General features: G+C 32.5%; 23 protein-coding genes and 1 tRNA gene. 7 read left to right on the top strand and 17 right to left on the bottom strand.

The features are described 5' to 3' along the window. The first annotated feature begins 47 nt into the window (after positions 1–47). Positions 48–770 (top strand): hypothetical protein, encoded by a 723-nt coding sequence (locus Q4Q35_RS18980; RefSeq protein ID WP_303279606.1) that lies wholly within the window; start codon positions 48–50, stop codon positions 768–770. A 306-nt stretch (positions 771–1,076) separates the two neighbouring features. On the opposite strand, the gene Q4Q35_RS18975 is transcribed toward Q4Q35_RS18980, so the two are convergent. The 5 genes from Q4Q35_RS18975 to Q4Q35_RS18955 all read right to left on the bottom strand — a co-directional run bounded on the left by Q4Q35_RS18975 (position 1,077) and on the right by Q4Q35_RS18955 (position 7,670). Next, entirely contained in the window at positions 1,077–2,237 is a 1,161-nt protein-coding gene (locus tag Q4Q35_RS18975) for a metal ABC transporter permease (protein ID WP_303279605.1), read from the bottom strand. Beyond that, positions 2,230–3,357, bottom strand: a complete 1,128-nt coding sequence (locus Q4Q35_RS18970) for a metal ABC transporter permease (RefSeq protein WP_303279604.1) — start codon at positions 3,355–3,357, stop codon at positions 2,230–2,232. Before Q4Q35_RS18970 ends, Q4Q35_RS18975 begins: the two co-directional genes overlap by 8 nt. A 110-nt stretch (positions 3,358–3,467) precedes the next feature. Beyond that, positions 3,468–4,205: a metal ABC transporter ATP-binding protein gene (locus Q4Q35_RS18965; protein ID WP_303279603.1), complete on the bottom strand. Its 738-nt coding sequence runs from the start codon at positions 4,203–4,205 to the stop codon at positions 3,468–3,470. A gap of 298 nt (positions 4,206–4,503) precedes the next feature. Beyond that, entirely contained in the window at positions 4,504–5,415 is a 912-nt protein-coding gene (locus tag Q4Q35_RS18960; protein ID WP_303279602.1) for a metal ABC transporter solute-binding protein, Zn/Mn family, read from the bottom strand. A 38-nt stretch (positions 5,416–5,453) separates the two neighbouring features. Continuing rightward, a complete protein-coding gene (locus Q4Q35_RS18955) occupies positions 5,454–7,670 on the bottom strand; it encodes a TonB-dependent receptor (protein ID WP_303279601.1) in 2,217 nt (738 codons plus the stop codon). A gap of 99 nt (positions 7,671–7,769) precedes the next feature. Between Q4Q35_RS18955 and Q4Q35_RS18950 the strand changes: the two genes are divergently transcribed. Next, a complete protein-coding gene (locus Q4Q35_RS18950; protein ID WP_303279599.1) occupies positions 7,770–8,426 on the top strand; it encodes a metal-dependent transcriptional regulator in 657 nt (218 codons plus the stop codon). 15 nt (positions 8,427–8,441) lie between these two features. Here the strand turns inward: Q4Q35_RS18950 and Q4Q35_RS18945 are convergent, their stop codons facing one another. The 4 genes from Q4Q35_RS18945 to Q4Q35_RS18925 form a co-directional block, all read right to left on the bottom strand. Continuing rightward, on the bottom strand, positions 8,442–9,326 hold the full coding sequence (locus Q4Q35_RS18945) for a 3-keto-disaccharide hydrolase (RefSeq protein WP_303279598.1): 885 nt from the start codon (positions 9,324–9,326) through the stop codon (positions 8,442–8,444). Between the two features lie 219 nt (positions 9,327–9,545). Then, positions 9,546–11,645 carry a ferrous iron transport protein B gene (feoB, locus tag Q4Q35_RS18935; protein WP_303279596.1) on the bottom strand — a complete coding sequence of 700 codons (2,100 nt, stop codon included), beginning with the start codon at positions 11,643–11,645 and terminating at the stop codon, positions 9,546–9,548. Next, positions 11,638–11,874, bottom strand: a complete 237-nt coding sequence (locus Q4Q35_RS18930; RefSeq protein WP_303279595.1) for a FeoA family protein — start codon at positions 11,872–11,874, stop codon at positions 11,638–11,640. The genes feoB and Q4Q35_RS18930 overlap by 8 nt, the downstream gene beginning before the upstream one ends. Positions 11,875–11,946: 72 nt before the next feature. Beyond that, a complete protein-coding gene (locus Q4Q35_RS18925; protein WP_303279594.1) occupies positions 11,947–12,621 on the bottom strand; it encodes an SCO family protein in 675 nt (224 codons plus the stop codon). Between the two features lie 178 nt (positions 12,622–12,799). Here Q4Q35_RS18925 and rseP point away from each other — a divergent pair, with 178 nt between their 5' ends. Together rseP and Q4Q35_RS18915 are read left to right on the top strand one after the other, a co-directional pair. Next, positions 12,800–14,128: an RIP metalloprotease RseP gene (rseP, locus tag Q4Q35_RS18920; protein ID WP_303279593.1), complete on the top strand. Its 1,329-nt coding sequence runs from the start codon at positions 12,800–12,802 to the stop codon at positions 14,126–14,128. A gap of 433 nt (positions 14,129–14,561) precedes the next feature. After that, a tRNA-Asn gene (locus Q4Q35_RS18915) sits at positions 14,562–14,635 on the top strand. A gap of 186 nt (positions 14,636–14,821) precedes the next feature. On the opposite strand, the gene Q4Q35_RS18910 is transcribed toward Q4Q35_RS18915, so the two are convergent. From Q4Q35_RS18910 to Q4Q35_RS18885, 6 genes are all read right to left on the bottom strand, one after another. Beyond that, entirely contained in the window at positions 14,822–17,572 is a 2,751-nt protein-coding gene (locus Q4Q35_RS18910; protein ID WP_303279592.1) for a carbohydrate-binding protein, read from the bottom strand. Positions 17,573–18,066: 494 nt separating this feature from the next. Beyond that, entirely contained in the window at positions 18,067–18,480 is a 414-nt protein-coding gene (locus Q4Q35_RS18905) for a 3-hydroxyacyl-ACP dehydratase FabZ family protein (protein ID WP_303279591.1), read from the bottom strand. A 791-nt stretch (positions 18,481–19,271) separates the two neighbouring features. Continuing rightward, on the bottom strand, positions 19,272–19,682 hold the full coding sequence (locus tag Q4Q35_RS18900; RefSeq protein WP_303279590.1) for a DUF1801 domain-containing protein: 411 nt from the start codon (positions 19,680–19,682) through the stop codon (positions 19,272–19,274). A gap of 119 nt (positions 19,683–19,801) precedes the next feature. Continuing rightward, entirely contained in the window at positions 19,802–20,371 is a 570-nt protein-coding gene (locus tag Q4Q35_RS18895; protein WP_303279589.1) for a hypothetical protein, read from the bottom strand. Positions 20,372–20,436: 65 nt separating this feature from the next. Further along, positions 20,437–20,658, bottom strand: a complete 222-nt coding sequence (locus tag Q4Q35_RS18890) for a hypothetical protein (RefSeq protein WP_303279588.1) — start codon at positions 20,656–20,658, stop codon at positions 20,437–20,439. Beyond that, a complete protein-coding gene (locus Q4Q35_RS18885; RefSeq protein ID WP_303279587.1) occupies positions 20,659–20,997 on the bottom strand; it encodes a hypothetical protein in 339 nt (112 codons plus the stop codon). Between the two features lie 40 nt (positions 20,998–21,037). Here Q4Q35_RS18885 and Q4Q35_RS22575 point away from each other — a divergent pair, with 40 nt between their 5' ends. From Q4Q35_RS22575 to Q4Q35_RS18875, 3 genes are read left to right on the top strand one after another with little or no spacing between them, the layout of a single operon-like run. Next, on the top strand, positions 21,038–21,238 hold the full coding sequence (locus tag Q4Q35_RS22575) for a transposase (RefSeq protein ID WP_496559761.1): 201 nt from the start codon (positions 21,038–21,040) through the stop codon (positions 21,236–21,238). Further along, on the top strand, positions 21,226–21,366 hold the full coding sequence (locus Q4Q35_RS18880) for a transposase (protein WP_303279586.1): 141 nt from the start codon (positions 21,226–21,228) through the stop codon (positions 21,364–21,366). The genes Q4Q35_RS22575 and Q4Q35_RS18880 overlap by 13 nt, the downstream gene beginning before the upstream one ends. Further along, positions 21,329–21,817, top strand: a complete 489-nt coding sequence (locus Q4Q35_RS18875) for a transposase (protein WP_303279585.1) — start codon at positions 21,329–21,331, stop codon at positions 21,815–21,817. The genes Q4Q35_RS18880 and Q4Q35_RS18875 overlap by 38 nt, the downstream gene beginning before the upstream one ends. Before the next feature lie 115 nt (positions 21,818–21,932). On the opposite strand, the gene Q4Q35_RS18870 is transcribed toward Q4Q35_RS18875, so the two are convergent. Together Q4Q35_RS18870 and Q4Q35_RS18865 are read right to left on the bottom strand one after the other, a co-directional pair. Further along, positions 21,933–23,087, bottom strand: coding sequence for a hypothetical protein (locus Q4Q35_RS18870; protein WP_303279584.1), 1,155 nt, complete (start codon positions 23,085–23,087; stop codon positions 21,933–21,935). Positions 23,088–23,151: 64 nt separating this feature from the next. Next, positions 23,152–23,322 carry a helix-turn-helix domain-containing protein gene (locus Q4Q35_RS18865; protein WP_303279583.1) on the bottom strand — a complete coding sequence of 57 codons (171 nt, stop codon included), beginning with the start codon at positions 23,320–23,322 and terminating at the stop codon, positions 23,152–23,154. Between the last annotated feature and the right edge of the window lie 238 nt (positions 23,323–23,560).

Here is a 23,560-nt window from a genome sequence, read left to right as displayed (position 1 = left end):
CAAAACCTCTTATTTTGGTTTTGGTTTTGGTATTCGGATAGGTATCTTTGAAAAATCTCAAATATGAGATTCTCAGAGAAGTAAAATTAGTTTTGAGACAGACTGCCGTTAGCAACAATAAAAAAAATGAACTTATAAAAATGAATTTTAAAATATTCCCCATTTTAGTTTTAGCAATATCATTTACAATTTCTTGCTCAAATAAAAATTCAAAAAAAGCTATAAACACCTCTCAAATAAAAAGTGATAGTATCAGCATACTCAAAAAAACATTAGACCGTAAAAGCAATGATGATAATGACACTCTATCAGAAAATTTAAAAGAAAGGAAAATCAAACATTTCAACTTTACTGATGATTATGATAAAATTTTAAAATATTTTGTTTTGCCCGACTATGACACAACAAAAACACAGATAATTAAGCAAAATTCAGCTTTATTAATTTCTCCAACAGACAAACAAATTAACTATCTAAAACAGAAAAATGGAGAAGACACGTTTTATATCGTTGCCGACGACAACAATTATTACATGTCTAACATAATTACATTACTTGATTCATTTAATATCAAAAGATGTAATGCAAAAAAAAGAAGCTTAACATTTATGGGATTAATTGAGGATTATGGAATGCATCTTGACTCCATTCAACAAAATTCAGATTCAATCTATTGGTCTGTAATTTTATTCAATAAAAAAGGAAACCCTATTTTTCTTGATATGATTGATCCTGACATAGAGAAGTTAAAATATTATATGAAAGAATAAACAAAATTAAAGTTGCTAACATTGGTAATCGTTGCACAAGGCACTAAAAAATACAGAAATTAACTCAAAAACTTCTTTTTAAGGAGCTTTATTTTTTGGAAGTGCTTGTTTGTGAGTCGTCCTGAATAAAGGCTACATAATTTAACACAATTATGTACAAAGAATGACAAAGTGATCAGACGGTATTCAGAACCTTTTAAACTGAAAATTGTTTGTCTGAATTTGCTGAAAAGCAACTTGATAAAATTTACGAATATTGCAAAAGAAAGCAAGTCCAAAATTGCAAAAAAACTTATAAAAAGGATATTACCCCCTAAACAAAAAGAAGTCATCCTTCATATGTTCAATCTTAGAATCTTCGTTGGTAATAATATAATCGATTGCCTGGGACGTGAAATCGTTTCCCTTTTCAGTTAGTGATACGACATCATTATCAATAACAATCATATTGTTTTTAAGTGCCAATTCCAATACTGTTTTACTACGCACTTTTTGCCAATTAATATGTTCGTTAAGGTGGTTTACATGACGTTCTTCTTCCTCGCTATGATTCCTTAAATGCAGCAAAAAAGTAAGTAATGATACTTCTGTACGTTGTTGTTTTTCCCTGTACAAAACAGCAATAACGCCTTTATTGGGAGCAAATAAATAAATTACTAAGAATAATAAGCCCAGCATAGTAGTAATAGATCCTGCAATAGAAGCATCTAACCAATGAGCTAGCCAATAACCAGACATAGCACTAAATACACCAAAACAAATGGCATAGACGAGCATACGTTTTAAATTGGTAGTAAGCAAGTAGGCTGTAGCTGCAGGAGCAATCATTAAAGCAACTACTAAAATAGCGCCAACAGCATCAAAAGCACCAACGGTAGTAACCGAAGAAACTGTCATTAATCCGTAATGAATAATAGTAGGCGAGAACCCCAAAGAGGCTGATAATCCCACATCAAACGTACTTATCTTAAGCTCTTTAAAAAATGCAAATAACAGCCCGATGGTGATTAGTAAAATACATCCAATAATCCATAACGATTTTGGGCCCACATCTACTCCGGCAATTAATAACCTGTCAAAAGGAGCAAAGGCTAATTCTCCCAACAATACAGCATCTACGTCTAAATGAACATCGTTGGCATTTTTAGCAATTAAAATAACACCTATACTAAACAATGCAGGAAACACTAAACCAATAGCGGTATCTTCTTTTACCAGTCCTGTTTTTTGAATATATTCTACCAAAATCACTGTAATGATTCCTGTTAATGCCGCTAATAGAATTAATAAAGGGGAGTTTAAATCTTGGGTAATAAAAAACCCAATAACGATACCCGGCAAGATAGAATGACTAATCGCATCACTAATCATAGCCATTTTACGAAGCACTAAAAAAGTACCCGGAATAGCACAGGCTATAGCAACTAAACTAGCAATGAGCTGTATTTCTATCTGGGCGTTACTCATTATTGTCCGATTGTTGGTTATACAAATTAGAAGCTGTTTTAAAACCTTCTTCTGTTAAACTCCACATATTACCATCTAGTCTTACATAGTTTTTATGTACTAATTTTTGAAGTGTAGAACGGGTGTACCCTTGAAAATTATTAAGTATTTTAACCGTATGCGGATGCGAAATATTTTCGTGTGTTTTAGCAATATGGTGCATAAAGGCCAAGGTTTTATGTAGTTGTAAATCGCGACGATTTTTAATAAACCTTATTTGTTTAAAAAGTAATCCTCGACTTGGTGAAAAGATAAAAGAAATTAATACAAATACACTGGCAACAATAACTATGACAGGCCCTGTTGATAGGTTATTTTGACTAGCACTAATCGCTGTTCCAAAAACACCTGAAAAGGCTCCAAATAGCGCTGCCAAAAACACCATAATACCTAAACTATTGGTCCATTGTCTCGCGGCGGCGGCTGGGGCTAATAACATAGCACTCATAAGTACAACACCAACTGTTTGTAGACCCAATACTATGGCTAATACAATAAAAGTAGTAATTAGAATATCTATAAACTTAGTATTAAAACCTAGTGTTTTTGTGTAGTCGGCATCGAAAAGAAGGATTTTAAATTCTTTCCAGAAAAGTAATAAGACGACAAGGCAAGCCCCCGTTACAATAGCCATAAGCCATACATCGCTTTCTATTAAGGTAGCCGCTTGTCCAAATAAATATTTGTCTAAACCTGCTTGATTGGCATTGGGTTGTTTTTGAATAAAAGTTAGAAGGAGCATCCCAAAACCAAAAAACAAAGAGAGAATAAGCCCTAAAGCTGTATCTGATTTTAAATGTGTTTTTTTAATGATTCCACGAATCCAAAAAGTCCCAATAAGTCCGCTTACTAAAGCACCTAACAATAAAACGTTGCTATCTTTTGCTCCTGTAATTAAGAATGAAATTGCAATACCCGGTAGAGCAGCATGAGAAATAGCATCTCCCAAAAGGCTTTGTTTTCGCAATACAGCAAAGCTTCCCAACATACCAGTTACTGCACCTAGAATAGCAGTACCTAGTGTAATGGTTCTTAGGGTGTAGTCTGTGAAGACTAGCTTTATGTATTCTGTTATATCCATAATTCCTGCCTTTCGGCTACGCTCCGCACAAATCGTTCAATACAAACTACAGCAGATATCTATTTAATTTTAGTTTATGTTCATGAGATTCCCGCCTTCGCGGGAATGAATTATTCCTGTATACTCACTTTATAATTAATACCATAGGTTTTTGTTAAGTTATCATCATTAAAGATATCTTTAACCGGGCCTGTGGCAATCTTTTTCACATTTAAAAAAGTAACCCAGTCGAAATATTCTGGAACTGTTTGTAAATCGTGATGCACAACAATAACCGTTTTATTGGCTTTTCTTAATTCTTTTAAAATATTTATAATAGCAATCTCGGTAGTGGCATCTACTCCCTGGAATGGTTCGTCCATAAAATAAATGGAGGCATCCTGTACCAAAGCCCTTGCCAAGAAAATACGTTGTTGCTGTCCGCCAGAAAGTTGGCTTATTTGTCTATTTTTAAAAGGTAACATGCCTACTTTTTCCAAGGCTTCAAGGGCTATCTTTTTTTCTTTTTGTCCGGGGCGTTTTATCCAACCTAAACTACCGTATGTTCCCATCATCACAACATCTAAAGCTGTTGTTGGAAAATCCCAATCTACACTTCCTTTTTGTGGTACATAAGCAACTAACGCTCGTTGTTTTTCATAAGACTTTCCGTAAATACTAACACTGCCTGCTATGGGGTTTAAAATACCAAGAATTGATTTTATGAGCGTTGATTTTCCAGCACCGTTTGGTCCTACAATAGCCATAAGAACACCTTCTGGAATCTCTAAATCAATATCCCAAAGTACGGGTTTGTAATTATATGCGACGGTTAAATCGTCTACTTTTACGGCAATGTTGTTTTTCATTTTTCTTATTTTACCCTTCCGAATTTAGCTTTTTTAAGCTGAATCTACTGTCTCTAAAACAGGGAAGGAATTCTTACTTATATTGTTTTTAGGTATTATCACTTAATATTGTTAGCTTATTTAAGCATTTACCTTTCCGACTTTCAATTTCTTAGGAAATTGAAAGCCACCTTTCCTAAAATAGGAAAGGAGCTTCTTGCTATTATTCTTTTATGTTCCAATTAAAAAGATTCTTATATTTTTCATCCTTGGAATATTGTTGTTTTTATACTGCAGACTGCCACTGAATACTGCTAACTTATTTAAGCGCATTAATAATCGTATTTACGTTATACTCAAACATACCAATATATGTCCCTTCAATAGTACCTGCGTTTCCAAGTGCATCCGAGTATAAGGAGCCTCCGATAGTTACATCGTGCCCTTTAGAGTTTACAGCTGCCTGTAGTGCCTCAATAGTACGTTTAGGCACCGAGCTTTCTACAAAAATGGCTTTTACATTATTTTCTATAATGAAAGCTGATAGCTTTTGAACATCTTGTACACCGGCTTCCGTAGCGGTTGAAAGTCCTTGTAAGCCAACCACTTCAAAATTAAATGATTTTCCGAAATAATTAAAAGCATCGTGTGCTGTTACCAAAATACGTTTTTCCTTCGGAAGCGTTTCAACGGTTGCTATTAATTTGGTTTTTAATGCTTCTAATTGTTCCATATAATTAGCACCGTTAGCTTCGAATGTTGTTTTTTGCTCTGGAATTGTTTCCGAAAGTTTTTCAACAATAAATTTAGTGACTTGCATCCAATAATCTATATTAAACCAAATATGCGGATCGTAATTAGAGGCAAAATACTCCGAACCAATCAAGGTTTTTTCATCTAAAGCATCAGAAATTGCAATGGTTTTTGTTTTTTGATTGTGCATTTTTTCGAATACTTCTACCAATTTACCTTCTAAATGAAGCCCATTATAAAAAATAACATCGGCATTAGCTAACTTGGAAACATCTCCTTCACTGGCTTTATATAAATGCGGATCAACACCACTTCCCATAAGTCCTTGTAGGTTAATATGTTCTCCTCCAATGTTTTTTACTAAGTCGGTAATCATAGATGTGGTAGTTACCACATTAAATTTATCATTAGCTTTTTTTTCGTTTTTACAGCTTAAAAAAAGGAAACTGATAACGATTATGTAGAGATATTTTTGCATGTATTTAATTTGTCGTGAAATTACTAAAAAGCACTTAATTATTTAAAAGAATATCTCATGCCAAAAAAAGCACGAATACCTTGATTTGGTCCGTAAACATATGATGGGTCAAAAGGTAAATCTGTAGGGTCGTTCTCGTCTAAGGTTTTATCGAATGGATCATTGGCTCTTGAAATAATAAAAGGGTTACCTCTATTTGGTGTCCAGTTTAATAAATTTTTCACACCTCCGTAAATTTCAAAATTAGTTAATCCGTCGTAAGTTAATTGTATGTTTTGTATACTCCACACCGGTGAATTTTCTTTTCGTGGATCAAATTCTCCTAAAGTAGGCAAACGCATAGGTCCGTATATATTTCCAGTATAATCCAACGTTAAATTGTATTTATAACTTTTATAAGAAGCTGCCCATGTTCCCGTAAAGCGTTCGGTTAAAATCTGACGCTGTTTTATACCATTTTCAGTTTGCGATACATCTTGAAATGTACCACCTATTAAAACCTTAACGCCACTTGCAATAATGGCATCAAAATTTACACTTACCCCTTTTGTAATGGCTTTACCATCTAAGTTATCGTATATAATTTGATTGGGGTTTGTATCGTAATCTGGTGTAATTAGATTTGTAAAATGAGTATACCAAGCAGAGGCATCTAGCCCTATAATAGCTCCCGATTTAGTATAAAACTTTTTAAGATAATTTACATTAACATTATAGGAGCGTTCTGGTTTTAATTCTTCTGTAATGATAACATCTCTTGCTCCTGTAAGGGCTGCGTGTTCTTCGGTAAATATATTAACGACTCTAAAACCTGTTCCTGCATTTACCCGAAAAATGTCATCACTTGTGGGTTTGAATTTATATGCAATTCTTGGGGTAAATATATTACCATGCCTTTTATCGTAATCATAGCGTGCACCCAGTAGTAGTGTGTTTTTGTCACTAAGTTTAATTTCATCTTGTGCAAAAAGAGAAGGGATTACAACTTCGTCGGCGCCTACGGTGGCTGGTGTACTATCGTTATAGTAATTGTATCTGGCGGCTACCCCAAAGAGTAAATCATGATTTTTAAGTGGTTTGTCCCAAGTAAATTGCCCGAAACCAATACGTTGCTGCGCTAGGTAAGGCACATTGCCGTATACCGAATTTTGATCATGATCTGTATAGGAAAATTGAAACAACACTTTTTCGGTTACGGGTAGCTGATACTTTCCTAAAAGCTCAAAACGAGACGTATAAATACTTTCGCCATAAACTTCATTTCCTCCTCTAAAAGAAGGATTCCATTGCATTTCCCCACCCCATCTATCTTCATAAAAATAGCGTCCAGCTAAAGAAAATAGTCTATTAGAATCACGTTTAAAATCCCATTTCTGAAAAACAGAAATTCTATTTTGGAGGGTTAAATCGGTGAAATTGTCTCCGTTATTATCTATTGGATTGTTATAGTTGAAATAATTAGTCCCAAAAAGCAAGTTAGCTTTTTTTCCTACTTTGGTTTTAAAACCTACATCCAGATTAACCTCTCCCCAACCTGTTACATAACTATCTGCAAAAAATCGAGGGGCATTTTCAGGAAGTTTTGTAATGATATTAATTAAACCTCCTACGGCTTCACTTCCATAAAGAGAAGATGCAGGGCCTTTTACTATTTCTATTTGCTCGATTAAAGAATTCGGTATTCCGGAAAGCCCATAAACAGTAGACAACCCACTTACAATAGGCATACCATCAATAAGCACAAGGGTATAGGGGCCTTCTAAACCATTAATATGAATGTCTCCTGTATTACAAACGTTACAATTAATCTGTGGGCGAACGCCGTTTACATTTTGTAAGGCTTCAAAAATATTGGGTGTTGGGTTCTTTTTTAAAAATGTAGGAGAGTAAACTTCAACTGGTACAGGGCTTTCTAAACGGGATACTGCTTTTAAAGTTCCTGTAACCACAACTTCATCAAGTAATTCTGATTCTGGTAGATCAAAATTCACAACAATATCATTTGAAGATATATTAATTGTCTTTTTTTGAGTTTGATATCCGGTGAAAGAAGCAATAATAGTATATGTTCCAGCCTCTACATTATTTATTTTAAAGGTGCCGTCATCGTTAGATACGGCTCCTTTTTGTTCGCTTTTTAAATAAACATTTACATAAGGTAAAGTACTACCATCTGTTTGTGTTTTGCCTGTAATATTTTGGGCAGTTACTGAAAAGGATAATACACTTACAAAACCGATTATTAGGTATCTCATAATTAATTTTTTGTGCAAATATAAAATTATTTTTAGATAAGTCTAAAAATAATTTTAATATTATTAATTTTTATATATTTGTTTTATCTAAAAATAGTTATGATAACCCTCACCGAAGAAAATTATATTAAAGCTATTTACCACCTTGGAAAGTATGGTGTGAATAACGTTAGCACGAATGCTATTGCCAAAGAGATGGAAACAAAAGCATCGTCTGTGACCGATATGGTTAAGAAACTTTCTGAAAAGGAATATGTAGATTATAAAAAATATCAGGGTGTTTCATTAACCGCTAAAGGTATAGATATAGCTATTAACATTGTAAGGAAGCATAGACTATGGGAAGTGTTTTTAGTTGAAAAATTAAACTTTTCCTGGGACGAAATTCATGATGTCGCAGAACAGTTAGAGCATATAAAATCTGAAAAATTAATTAGCCAATTAGATGCTTTTTTAGAGTATCCAACGCATGATCCGCATGGAGATCCTATTCCTGATAAAAGTGGGAAAATTAAAAAAATTGATAAAATCCTTTTGTCTGAAGCCCAAATAGGAGACGACTGTATTTGTGTTGGTGTTCAGGACTCTTCATCTGAATTTTTAAAATATTTAGATAAAAACTGTATTGCTTTAGGCACCGAGTTAAAGGTTATTCACAAAGAACCTTTCGACAATTCTATAACCATACAAATTCTAACCAAAGAGTTTACTATTTCTAATATGATAGCCAATAATCTCTTTGTAAAAGTTTCTTAGTCTTTCTTATATGTTTTAAGACTTAAAACGAACTTGTTTTCTTATGAATTTTGGAAACTTTTTAACTGGTGTTAATGTAAATCGTTTGTAATAACATTCGGCAGCTTCAGACTGAATTTGAATTTCTCCCTTATTTAATATGGTACCATCATGCTTTTTTGCATTTTCTACAACCATAACAATTTCTCCATTAACTATATGCACCGAATTGTTACCAATTACATAAATTTCTAAATGATTCCATTCACCATGAGGGACATCATGTTCGGAAGCAGCCTGAATATATCCTTTACCAATAGAATAGCTTTCGGAACTAGGATCAAATTTCTTTTCTTCTTTAAAATCGCCACGAATATCAACTATAGGTGAGCCAACTTTTGGTGTTGCACTATTGCCTCCTAATGGAATAAAATCACCTAAATCGCTTTCTTGTACTTGGTATTCTAAACATGTCTTCCATGCATACCAAAAACGCCCATGTTCACCATAACAATGGTACAAAATACCACTGTCTCTTTTTCTATCTAATCGTGGCTCCCATTTTTTATCGCCCCATTTAAACATCACGCTTAAATGATAGTTTTCGTATTCTTTTTTAGTCGTTAAACCTCCAAAAATTTCACCAGTAATTTTTAAAACAGGTTCCCCATTTTCTTCAATTATTGAAAATACATCTTTCAAGTTGTTGTTCAAACCTATGGGGTTACCAGAGCCTATTTTGTCTGATTGATAAGTACCTTCGGGAAGCCCCGTAACAGTACTATGAGGAGTACCTAACCAAATATCAAAATTGCTTAAATCTTTATCAAACAATGTTTTTGTTTTTTCTTTTTTCTGAGAAAAGCCGTTAATACTAATTAGGGTAAATAGTAGAATAAAAAAGGAGAGCTTAGTTTTCATAATCTGGTTTAATTTAGTTGCAACCAAATATAGGAAAATAAATTATGGTTTAATGACAGGCACAATTGTCATCGCTACCACAAACTTTTTTTGATGATTTCTTTTTCCAGAAGAATTTTTTAACTAAAAAAACGATAGCTAAAGAAAGTGCTGAAAAAACTAATATGTTTTGAATAATTGCATTCATTTTACTTTAGTCGTTTTTTAATTTCAAACCTTTTATTTCAAAAATTGAAATGCCAGCAAAGCAACAATATAAGCAAAAACTGTCATAATGACTAATTGCAATAAAGGCCATTTCCAAGAATTGGTTTCGCGTTTTACAATGGCCAAAGTACTCATACATTGCATGGCGAAAGCATAAAATAACAGTAATGAAATACCGGAAGCAAATGTAAATAGTGGTCCGCCAAGTACAAGGTTAACTTCACCTGCCATTCGGTTTTTTATAGTTTCTTCATCGTCGCTTCCAACGCTATAAATCGTTGCTAATGTTCCCACAAATACTTCGCGAGCTGCAAAAGAACTTATTATTGCAATGCCAATTTTCCAATCGTAACCTAAAGGTCTTATAACTGGTTCTATAGCACGTCCGGTAATACCAATAAAAGAATATTCCAGTTTATGAGATGCTATTTTTTGTTGCAAATCCTCTTCGGTTAAATTTTGAGTAATATATTCTGCTTTAACAATATTCTCTGCATTATGAAACTGTTCTCCCGGACCATAAGAAGCTAAAAACCAAAGAATAATGGATATGGCAAGAATAATTTTACCTGCACCAAAAATAAAAGACTTTGTTTTTTCAATAACAGTTAAAGCGACATTTTTAAACAAAGGGAGTTTATAATTGGGCATTTCTACAACAAAGAATGTTTTACTTTTTATTTTTAAAATTTTATTTAAGATATATGCAGAAATAACTGCTACCCCGAAACCAATTAAATATAAAAGCATGAGTGTTAAAGCCTGGTATCCTAAACCAAGAAAACGTCCTTCGGGAATAACCAACGATATAATAATTAAATAAACAGGGAGCCTCGCAGAACAGGTTGTAAACGGCGTTACTAAAATAGTAATTAGGCGTTCTTTCCAGCTTTCAATATTTCTTGTAGCCATAACGGCTGGAATGGCACAGGCTGTACCAGAAATTAGTGGAACAACACTTTTCCCACTTAGACCAAAACGCCGCATCACTCGATCCATTAAGAATACAACACGGCTCATATAACCACTTTCTTCAAGTATGGCTATAAATAGGAATAAGAAAGCGATTTGAGGTATAAAAATAACGATGCCTCCAAGACCAGGAATAATCCCTTCTGCCAACAAATTGGTAAAAGCACCATTTGGTAACATATCTTTAGCCCATTCGCTTAAGGACGCAAAAACGTTATCGATAAAATCCATTGGCACACTAGACCAGTCGTAAATTGCCTGAAATAGAGTCAATAGAATAACAAAGAAAATAGCATAGCCCCAAACTTTATGGGTTAAAATACGATCTAGTTTTGTTCGTAAGTCTTTGGCTTGCGACACATCAATGGTTTGTCCTTTTTTAAGAACATTATTTATAAATTGATAGCGCTTAATAGTTTCCTTTTGTTGTAAACGTTTTAAATCCCCTTTGCTTTTAGTTTTAAAATTAGCAACGGCATCTATTTCTTTTCTATCTGTTTTTCCGAAGTTAACATCTTGTGTAATTACCAGCCAAAGTTTATATAAAAGTTGATTTGGAAATGCTTTACGTAAATTATCAAAATAATCTTGGTCTATTTCCGAAGCATTTAAACAAGGGGTTATAGGAAGGTCTTTAAAGTTGGCGATAAGATCCTTTAAACGACCTATACCTTCATTTTTTCTCGTACTTATTAAAGCTATTTTGGTTTGGAGATGTTCTTCTAAATAATCAATATTTAACGAAATACCCTTGTAATTCATCCTATCTGACATATTAATAACAAGGAGTGTAGGGATTTCTAAATCCTTAATTTGAGTAAACAGTAACAGGTTTCGTTTTAAATTTTCGACATCACTTACCACCACTGCTATGTCTGGAAAATCTTTATCATTTTTATTTAAAAGGAGTTCTATAACAACATTTTCATCAAGAGAAGAAGCATTCAAACTGTAAGTTCCAGGTAAATCAATAATATGTGCTTTAACGCCCCGTGGGAGTTTACAAATACCCTCTTTTTTTTCGACCGTAATCCCCGGATAATTACCGACTTTTTGGTTTAATCCTGTTAATGCATTAAAAACGGATGTTTTTCCTGTGTTGGGATTGCCTATTAAAGCTACATTTATCTGCTTACTCATCTGTTATTTTATCAATTAAAATATGAGAAGCTGTTTCTTTTCTAATGGCTAAGTGTGTCCCATTAATATTTAAATACATGGGATCCTGAAAGGGAGCAAGTTGCACAAGTTGAACAAAATTACCCGGTAAACATCCCATTTCTAAGAGTTTTAATGGTATGTGAATTGATGAAATATCGGTAATAATACCTTTCTCACCATGTTTTAGATGTGCTAAAGTGTCTTGCAAACTTATTTAGATTGATTTTAAAGAAGCAAAAGTAATGTAAAAAAACAGTCTAAAAAAATGGTTGATAAAAAACTATTTTTGATATTCTTCTTTCAGGATTTCAATATCATCAAGTAAACGATTAATATCCTTTTTATCTGTGCCATCGTAAAAGCCTCTTATTTGGCGTTTTTTATCAATTAGCATAAAGTTTTCTGTATGTACCATATCAAAAGGCCCTCCATCTCCATGATCTTTAACTGCTAAATAGCTTTTTCTGGCAAGTTGATATATTTGTTTTTTATCTCCGGTAACTAAATTCCATTTCTTATCGTTCACGCCTTTTTGTTTGGCATAACGTTTTAATTGTGCCACAGTATCTATTTCGGGAGTTACCGAGTGAGAAAGTAACATAACGTCTTTGTCATTAATAATCTCTTGTTGTATTTGCTCCATATGATTTGTCATAATAGGGCAAATGGTTTGGCAGGTAGTAAAAAAGAAATCGGCTACGTAAATTTTATCCTTATAATCGTCTTGGGTAATTGTTTTTCCGTTTTGATTAATCAGTGAAAAATCGGCTATTTTATGATACTTTTTTTTGTATTGAATGGTGCTGTCTACTAATTCAGTACTCACCATTGTAGGTTGATAAATATCAAGTGGTTGGTAAACATTTAAAGTGTTGTAGATAATTGAAATTATAACAATGGAAATAAAAGCAAAAACAATTGCAAATCCTTTATAACTCTTAAAAAATGATATCATTTTACCTGTAAAATTAAATGTGTACAAAAATACAATGAAACATTCATGACTAAAAATTTAAATACATAGAATTTTATTAAAGATTAAATTCTTGTTAAAAAAGTGTGCTTCTTATAATTGTCTTTTTAAAGTTGGTATAAAAGCGTACTTTTGTGCGATTATAAAAAAAATGTAATACATGTCTGTATTTTTAATAAAAGCGGCTCAATTATTATTAAGCCTTTCCATTTTGGTTGTTTTACATGAATTGGGTCATTTTATTCCTGCTAAAGCATTTAAAACACGTGTTGAAAAATTCTATTTATTTTTTGATGTTAAATTTTCATTATTTAAAAAGAAAATAGGCGATACGGTTTATGGTATTGGTTGGTTGCCATTGGGGGGCTATGTAAAGATCTCCGGAATGATTGATGAGAGTATGGACACCGAGCAAATGGCTAAAGAACCTCAGCCATGGGAATTTCGTTCTAAGCCTGCATGGCAACGTTTAATTATTATGTTGGGGGGTGTTATTGTAAACTTTCTACTAGGGTTTTTTATATACATGATGATATTGTTTGTTTGGGGTGAAGATTATCAAAATACAGATGATGTAAAGTATGGCTACGGTGTTTCCAAAACAATGGAACAATACGGTTTTAAAAATGGTGATAAAATAGTTTCGATAAATAATATTCCTTTTGCTGAAGCTGATAATTTGTCTACCTATTTAATGTTTAGAACAGTAGATAATGTAGAAGTAAAAAGAATAGATGGTACTATTGAAACACTAAAGGTTCCAGAAGATATAGGGACTCAACTTTTTGAATCTGGTGATATACCAGCTTTAACACCAAGAGAGCCATTTAAGCTAGACTCCATAATACCGGGTTCTGCTGCCGAAAAAGCTGGTCTTTTAGTTACAGATAAAATTTTGAGCATAGATGGAAAAGACATTAATTATTTTTCCGACTTGACTTATGCATTAAAAAATAAAGAAAAAGAAAGTGTAGCTCTAACAATTAAAAGAGATTCAATAGTTAAAACCTTATCAATAACGCCTTCTGAAGATTATAAGATAGGTGTTGCTGTTGAAAGAACAGATGATTCTGCTGTTATCTATCAACACAGAGATTATTCTTTTGGAGAAAGTATTTCCAGCGGATTATCAGTCGGGTATTGGTCAATTAAAGATTATTTAGCACAGTTTCAATATATATTTACTAAAAAAGGAGCGGCTCAAATTGGTGGTTTTGCAGCTATTGGAAAAATGTTCCCTGCTACATGGAACTGGGCTGCTTTTTGGCAACTCACGGCCTTTTTATCTATTATGTTAGCGGTTTTAAACTTATTACCAATACCGGCTTTAGATGGTGGCCATGTTATGTTTTTATTATATGAAATGGTATCTGGAAGAAAGCCCGGAGATAAGTTTATGGAGTATGCTCAAATGGTTGGTTTCTTTATTATAATAGCTTTGGTTTTGTTTGCTAATGGGAACGATATTTATAAAGCTATTTTTGAATAAAATTTATTAAAAAAAGGTTTGCAGAAATTAAAAAACAATATATATTTGCACTCGCTAAGGCGAAAACACACATTCCTTCTTAGCTCATCCCGATAGTTATCGGGAGGTTAGAGCAAAGTAGAAAGACGTTCTTTAAAATAGTAATATGAATTTTGTTTACATATTGTATTCTAAATCATTAGACAAGTTTTATATTGGTGAAACGCGCTAGATTTGAATGAAAGGATTAAACAACATAATTCAGGTTTTTATAATAATGCATTTACAAACAGGTTTCAGATTGGATTTTATATTATTCCATTGCATGTAAATCGAGAGTTCAGGCAAGAAAAATAGAAACTCATATTAAAAAAATGAAAAGCAAAGCGTATATTCAGAATATGTTTAAATATCCTGAAATTGTATTAAAGCTTAAAAGTAAATATAATAACCTTCCTTCTTAGCTCAGTTGGTTAGAGCATCTGACTGTTAATCAGAGGGTCCTTGGTTCGAGCCCAAGAGAAGGAGCAAAAAAAGTCTAACAGAAATGTTAGACTTTTTTGTTTTTAATAGTTTCTCGTCTTGAAATAAGTTGACACAAAAGCGACTTATTTCAGGACGAGACAAGAAATAAAAAAAAGCCTTAACCTTTAAATAAAAGGTTAAGGCTTTTTAAATTACTTCTGCCCTTTTTATTTATAATTTACTAAATATTTAAGGTATAACCATATACTCTACCTTTTTAAAAGTATTATCTTGGTTAGTTACTAAAACTAAGTAAACACCCGAAGATAATTTAGAAAGGTCTATAAAATAGTCTCCAGATTGTATTTTTGTACTAAATTGTAAAGAACCTATTAAACTTAAAACCTTAAGATCAAATTCAGAACCTTTGGTCTTATCCAAACGAATATTTAGTAGCTTATTTTGTATTGGGTTTTTATAGATTATTCTAGAGTTGTCTTCTTCCAATTCCTTAGTGGTTATATTAAGCGATGCATCGGAAGAAGTCTTACTGGTATAAATTAAATTAGTATTATCACTAGGTTGCAAGGTTAACTTACTCCAATTAAAACCATTATTTACAATGTTAAAACGAAGTATATGAATACCTTCCTCTAGATCAATATTATCCACTGTAACAACATCAAAAAGGTAGTAGCTTCCTGTATAAACAGCTGAGATAACCCCTGTTTTATCTACACCATCTATATCTATGCTAAATGTACCGGGAGTTTCAGATACCGATGCTACGCGTACCTCTGCAGAGTATACTCCAGATTGCGTTACATTAATAGTATATTCTACCCATTCTCCTGCAGAACCCCAACCTATAGTGGGAGCTCCTCCATCTTCTGTGTCATTATTAAAGGTCGTATCTACATCTTCATCTTGTCTAGGTCCAGGCATATCTGTTAGGCCACTAGCGTTTCCAGCAGTAACATCATAATAGGCAATGCCTGCTCCGCCATTATCATAATCTACTGCTCGAATTACACCTGGTATTTTGGTTGCTAATATTGAAGGGTATGGTGTTTGCCCAGATTCATATTCTGGAGTGAAAGTCATCTCACTTATGTCAAACCCAGATTCAACGTAATAAAACCTTAAAATATGATCGCCTTCTGATAGGCTTATATTATTTATTGTCAATTCTTGAAAGTTAGTCCATCCACCAGTAGAAAGTGCATTTACGGTTCCTGTAATATCAGTTTCATCCAATTCTAATCTAAAAGACCCAGGGTTATCTAAGTTAGAAGCTACTCTAAAAACAACTTCATAATTTCCAGATTGAGCTACATTTACAGAATATTCTAGCCATTCTCCAGTAGCAGAATACCCTATGTTTCCTCTACCATTATCTCCATCTAAAATATCTACACCTGTATTTCGGGTAGTATCATTTCCTTCATTTATATTGTCTGAATCGTGATAAGAAATTCCTTCTCCACCATCATCAAAATGGATTGCATTAATGGTTCCTGGTATGGCATGTCTTGTATCTGCAACTGGGTAAGGTTCTTGAATTACAATAGGAGCAGAAAGTTCAAAATCCATTTGATTCCAATTAAATCCACCTTCTATAAAATTAACTCGTAATACATGTTGTCCTTCCAACAATTCTACATCATTAATGGTTTTGCTTTGAAAATCTGTCCAACTACCAGTATCTATGGCATCAATATTACCACTAACATCTGTACCGTCTACCTCTAGGCTAAATGTTCCGGGAGTTTCATCGTCTGCAGTAACGTAAAAACTAATATAATAAAAACCAGATTGGTTAACGTATACGGTATATTCTACCCATTCACCTGCTTTCATCCACCCTAAACTCCCGTTTATAGGGTCGGCCGTATTTGTATCTACACCTTCGTCTTGTCTAATACCATCCCCTACATTATCTGTTGTATCATCGTGATAAGAGACTCCTTCACCACCGCGATCGTAATTTACAGCATAAATTGTTCCTGGAATTTCATGTGATACCCAATTTGGATATGGTGTTTGCCCTTCTGCTAGAAACCAATCATCATTTGGTTCATAAAAAGGCGTTATTTTAACCCAATCAACATACATATAGTCTGTATCAAATAATGGTGGATTATATATTCCTGTATCATGACCAGCCCACCATGCAAACCAATTCCCTACAGTATAATTAGCTGCTATGTAAGGAACTTTCTCATAAAGTGTTCTATACAATACATTATCTATATAATATTCTACTCTTGGAATTTCTCCATTTCCACCTGTGTGCCAATCCCATCGGTATACATGGTATTCACCATCGTTAAGATTAATTGGTAATTGGGTATCACCACCATCGGCCTCTTCATTGAGTTCTCTTTCATCTGGTCCAATCCAGTTTTTAAATATAGGATTCGAAAGTCCAACACCTTTTACTTCGATGTCTATTTCACTATTAAGCTTCACTACAGTTTCGGTATCATTTTCATACTCAATATTACCAGCAGCAACCGCTTTTGCATATTGTACAGGATACTCATTCTCTGTAATTTCATCATACCAATATAACCAAGCCGTAGAAAGTACGCCAATATTTTCTCGTTGTATTATTTTCATTTTGGTTTCATAACGACCAGAAGCAAACCTTTTATCTGTAAGCATAGCTGCTCCCATACGCGTATTATATTGTCCATCAAAACTTGTTAAAGCACCACTATAGTAATCTCCTAAAGATCTCATAACGGCATTTCCATTTTCGGTATAGCAATTTTCTTGTATTACACCTCCGTGTAAATACAAATTGTTATAGGTTGGCTGCCCCCATATTCTATGTTCTACTCGCCAAGTATCTTCATTTAAAGACGCTTCAAACTTATCATAGAATACTCCAGGAGCTGATAAATCTCCAATATCTGGATCTCCATCTATTTGCGCATCTACAGAAAAGACCAGTAAAAGCATTAAAAAAGAAAGAAAGTATTTGTTGTTTAACATAATTTTTAAAATTTAATTTTGCCAAGATTGGCAATTAGTTTATTATTAATTGAATCTTAAAAATTTTACGTGTTAATTTGATGTAAAGTTTACCTATTACTAAATATTTGTGGAAGGATAATCTTACGTATTAGATATTGTATTTACACTCAGCATTATAGGCTAATAAAAACTATATCTCAATCATCGTTTAACGGTAGTTTTAGAAAAAGACACCTCCTTTTTTTAATAATACTGTCTTACTTTTTAATCTAAATACATTAAGAATAAGTTGCAAATCTAGTTTAGGATTAATGTAAAATATATAAGCATTTTTTAGAACGAGATATCTAAAAAGTACTTGAAATTCATTACCAAAACTGTAGAAAGTAAAGTAAAAGCGTTAATGAAAACAAGCAAGTTTTACTAAAAAAAGCTCCTTTTAAGGAGCTTAAAGAGTTGAATTTTGTGTTTTTTAGATTACCACTGTTGTGCGTTCGTTTTTCTATTCTTATTTAGTCAATTCTAGCACAAAGCCAAGTTGCTTCGGCAATGGGTTCATTTTTAGTGTATGCAATTCCAGATTGTTTTATTAATTTGTTGCTTACTCTAATATTTTTAATAATATATTTAATTTCTTCGTTATAAGTCACTCCTTTTAAAAAAGTTACATTTTCCAAACTTGCTAGTCCAAAAAAGCCATCTGCAAGTCCTGCTTTTTTTACGCCTGCACCGCCACATTGAGCCATTGATTCGACCAAAATCATTCCTGGAATAAAATTAAACTCTGGAAAACTACCTGTTAACATCTCATTTGATTTGTCAAAACTTTTTATTCCAATAATTTCTTTTTCATTTGCAGTTATAATTTTATCTACAAATAAAAAAGGAAATCTATGTGGAATTAATTTTTCTATTTCTGTTTCCATTTTATTTCTGTTTCTCACCACAACGCTTATATATACTAAATATTGCATGTTTGTGTGCAATGATTTTCCTATCGGAAAATCAGAAGCAATAAATTATAGCATTTTGTTGAGTGTAGTTTATTTTCTTACATTTGTAGTGACAACACATTTTACTAAAGCGCAATGCAAAAATCTCAAAACAGGTTTAAAAAAAAGTTATTGGAGAGGCATACGGGTGTAAGTCCCGAGACCAATCTAAGCATTGCTTGGAATGTGTTGTCGGTGACCTCTCCTTTTTTCATTCATTTAATCCGTTTTAATTATGACAACACAGAATGGTCAAAATGTATGTCCGAAATGTAAGTCGGTCCATACATCGAATGATACACGACACGTATCGAAAAAGATTAAAAAGAATTTATATCCTGCTCAGTTAGAATTGCTGGAGTTTATTAATTTCCAAGACACTTTACAAATCATCAAGTCTTTAGAATGGGTTCATAACGCAGCCCTTTATCATTCCCATTTGTTTATCGAGAAAGAAGAGAAGTCCATTTTATTTAATGTCAAATTGCTAATGGATAAGTTAGGTGATATTGTGCGACAAGATTAGTTTTTGAAAAAAAGATTGGCAATTATTTTTTTGGCAATCTTTTTTTAATTCTTTAATATCTTTTCAATTTCAATAATATCATTTTCAGCATGTTCAATGTGACAAGAATTTCCTCCACAATAAATGTATGGTGAATCTTGAAATTCTCCAGTTTTAGCATAAATCAGATATTCTTTATTCAAAAAAAGATAAACTTGATTCAAAGCTTGACACAACCATGTCTTTTATTCTTATTATAAGATGAAACAATTATATTTTCTAAAATTTCGATATTCACATCAGCAAGTTTGTTTATATATAGGCATATATTTCCCGTTTTATGTTTACCTAAATCATTTAATAATTCTTCTTGATTTTCAAATCCATTTAGTACATAGAATACCAAATGCTGTTTCCTAGGCGAAAAAGAGGTTAAAGGCAAGTTCGTTTCTCTTCCGCTTTCATATTTATGAATATATTTTCCAAATCCAATTATTGAAGGCCCCCATTTTATAGGTTCTAATTCAGTAATTTTACTCATCATTTCCATAACAACAAATCCGTCTTTTTGCCTGGTTTCATTTTGAACTGATTTTATGAATTCAGTAACACTGTTATTTGTTGGTTTCATAAAGCTCTTATTTTAATCTTATTGTCAATTTACAAATGGGTTTCCGTTTCCTATGTTCGTTAAGGGACATTGTTTACACAAATTAAAGATTAGCCTTTATACTAAATTAGTTTCTAATCTTATGTTTGTTTTTTTATTTCTTCACTTAAAGTCAAGATGTGTTTTCTCATTTTCTCTTGGAATCCATTTGAGTAAAAAACATCTTCTCTTTTTGCATTTAATTCCACATAATATTTATTAGTGGAAATAATATTTTCATTGTCGTAATGATATTCATTGAATATAGCAAAATATGCTTTTTCATTTTTATAATAAATACTAATTTCTATTCTTTCGGTATTTGCGTTTAATGAATCCTTTATGTCATATTTATAGTGGACAGTTGTATTATGTTTGGCTTTTATAATCTCTTTAGTTTTATCATTCCTAAAAGTATATGTTGAAAATCCTCCATTTCCAATTTCAACTCCCAAACTATCAGTCAGCTGTATTGAGCCTTCAGATATTCCAGTTGTAATGTACTTTTCTTGATATTTTAAGTTATCCGATGAGTTTATAATACTATCCGTTTTAATTGTCAATTTGAGTAATTTGTCAAATTCTGATTCAACTCTATTATATGGATGAACCTTATTTTGCCCAAATAAGTTTGATGTTAATAAAATCAGTATTAATGTTAAGAATCTCATTTCTCTAATTGGCTTGTGCTTTTTATAGGGCACCATGTTGTGTGCTGGCTTATTTCCATATTTCGTTAAAAGCGCTCATTATTTTTTTTCAATTCACTTGGAATGTCTTTATTTTGGTCAAATTCTAATTTCACTTCTCCTTTTTGATTATGTGGTTGCATTGTGAAATAACTAGTCGTGTCAAATTCTCCGTTGTATTCTGTGTGAATTTGGCCAACCACTTTATTAAACTTGTCAATTTTTTTCGAATAGTCTTTTCCGTATAAAAATTCGTTTATGTTTTCCATTTATATAGTTTTGTAAATTAAAATTCCAATTAAAAATAGGAATATAATTCCGCAAGAGTATGCCAGTGTGAGAAATAAATCTTGCTGCTCACATAAATTAACTCCAGAAACTTGAGAAATACACTCCCCAAATTCCGTTTCGTATTTCAGACTTACTCCAGTATTTATAACCATAAAATAAAAAAGAGGAATTCCAAAAAAAGAAAAACTCAATCCGATTATGTATAGTATTTTTCTCAAAAGTTCTGTTTTTTCAGCTTCTTTAAATGCATCAGATTGCACCAGTCTTTGCAAATAGCTCAGTAAGCTTATAGATGATAGTGTTTGTGCCTGTTGCACAAACCTTATGTAAATATATAGAAAATATGTATCTTGTATTATGCAAGGCAAGAAAGATTATCAAGAGAAATTATTTGCTCAATTTCAATTGAGCGATCGCGTTCCCGAGCAGAGCTTTTATAGACGCTTAAAAGGGGTATTGGATTTAGACTTTCTATACCCAATGACCAAGGGCTATTATGGAGAAAGCGGTCAAAAGAGCATCGATACTGTAGTTTTCTTTAAACTATGTTTAGAGTAGGTTATTTAGAGAATATTATAAGTGATAGACACTTAATAAACCACTGCAGTTTACGTCTAGATATCTTATACTTTTTAGGTTATGATATAGATGAAGAACTGCCCCCAAGGAAAAGTAATATCTTTTAAAAAGGTATTTTTTGAGAAAAAGAATCATACCAAAAAGAAAGAATACAGAGCATTAAAACATGTTTGTGTAGACTGCCCAATACGATCGGCATGTTTAGGTAAATCGGCACAAGAAAAGAAATTTACCGTCACCTTTTACCAAGAAGAGTATGAGCGTAATAATGCCCGGGTAAACAGCTCGAGAGGCAGCTACATGAAAGGCAAACGCCAAAGTACCATAGAACCTGTATTAGGAACGCTAACTCAGTTTTTGGGACTTCGAAAAATAAATTCCATAGGCATTGATCAAGCTAATAAAGTAATGCACTTATCGGCCATAGCTTATAACCTGAAAAAGTATTTAAAATTCACCGCTAAAACTGTAAAAAGTGATACCAAAGCAGTGTGTCATGTTGTTTTAAACATAAAAACCTTAATAACACTTCAAATAAGACTTTTAACAAGCTCCTGAATTTGAAAACAAACAAGAGCTTCTAAAAACTAAAGCACCTTAAAAAAGAGCTTTGGGGCTGAATTCTGCATTTTTTAGTGCCTTGTGCAACGATTACCGGTGTTAGCTACTGGCATTATTCTTTACAATGTTTTTCTAATGCTTCTAAAACCATCCAATTATCATCTCCAAGTGACACAGCTTTTTTCAAATCTGTACAAATTTTAGTCAATTCCGAATCTGGTATTTCTGTTTTCTTTGAAGCGATTATTTGGATGTCTTTTGATTTTGATAAAGTCCGACCATTTCCAAGTTCGTGTTTTCTTAAAACAGCAAAAGCTCGATTCGAATATGCATTGGTAAAATAAGGCTCAATTTCGAGAGTTTTATCAAAATCCTTAATTGCCTCGTCAAATTGAAAATTATTTAATTTCATAGTTCCTCTTGCAAAATATCCTTCTGCCCAATTAGAATCCAATTCTAAAGCTTTGTTCAGTTTTTTTATCGCTCCTTTATGGTTTACTTGTTTATATAATTCCTGTGATTCATTGTAAAGTTTGAAAAGCTTATCGTTTATTTTATCTTTTTGATAAACTCCATTTTTGTAAACGTTTTTACCCTTAATTTCTCCTGTTGAATAATAAGAAACGGATTCTCCGTCCATTTTTCCGTTAACAAAGTTTGTCCGTTGTTTTAATTGTCTGTTTGGATGATACATTTCCCAAATCCCAATTTCCTTTCCGTTTTTGAAACTCCCTTTTTGCATTAAAGTTCCACCTTCATAAAATCTTTGTTCAAGTCCGTTTGAAATTCCGTTCTCGTATTCAATTTCGTCAGATATATTTCCACTTAAATGGTAGAGTAGTCGTTTACCTTTTAGTTTTCCGTTAAACAAAGTTCCTTCGCCTTGTTTTTTTCCAGTTAGATAATAATCAATAAATTTTCCTGAATATGGTGTTGAACTATTTTTTAAATACCAAGTTCCATTTTTTTTAGTCATTAATTTAGTTGTCGGAATTGCTTTTATGCTATCTGGTCTTTTGATATATTCTTTTGTGAAAACATAAATAATTCCATCCAAATCTTTGTAGCCAGAAGATTCTATTACTTTTTTGTCTTTTATGACAACAACATTATCAATTTCGTTTTCCGTTAAAGTTCCAAATCCTTCTTTCGGTTCTTCTATTACTGGAATAGAATCGACAACATATAAGACATTTTCATTTGAGTTCTGACCAAAGCCAATTATTGATGATAAAGTCAGTAATAAAATCAGTATTTTGTTTTTCATTCGTAATTTTTTTTAATGTTCGTTAAGGGACATGGTTTACACAAGTTAAAGATTAGACTTTACACTAAATAAGACCATTGTAGCCTTGATTTTCGAATCTATCAATTAGCTTGTAAGCTGTTGGTCTGGAGATTCCAAAGTTTTTGCATAATTCTGTGATGGTATATTTTCCAGTTCTCCATTCACAGATAAATTCAATTTTTTGTTCCATAGTTGTTGTTGCTTTCCAAGGCATGATAATTTGATTTTTATCTCAAATTACAACCTAAAAAAGTGTAAACTATGTCCCTTTAACTTTGTAAACTATGTCCCTTTACCATACCGCATGCACTACAACGTGAGTCTGTGTATTAACTTAGTTTTGTTGATTCAAATATATAAAAGTTGTTTTTGATTAATACTTAAGTTTAATCTTTTAGAAAAAAAGAGCTTAAAATGATTGTTTTTGACTGATAAATAACGGGATTTAGTTA

The organism is Flavivirga aquimarina (assembly GCF_030540835.1).
Taxonomy (GTDB): Bacteria; Bacteroidota; Bacteroidia; order Flavobacteriales; family Flavobacteriaceae; genus Flavivirga; species Flavivirga aquimarina.
The sequence above is the reverse complement of the archived record's forward strand: the minus strand, read 5'-3'. Positions and strand labels throughout refer to the sequence as shown.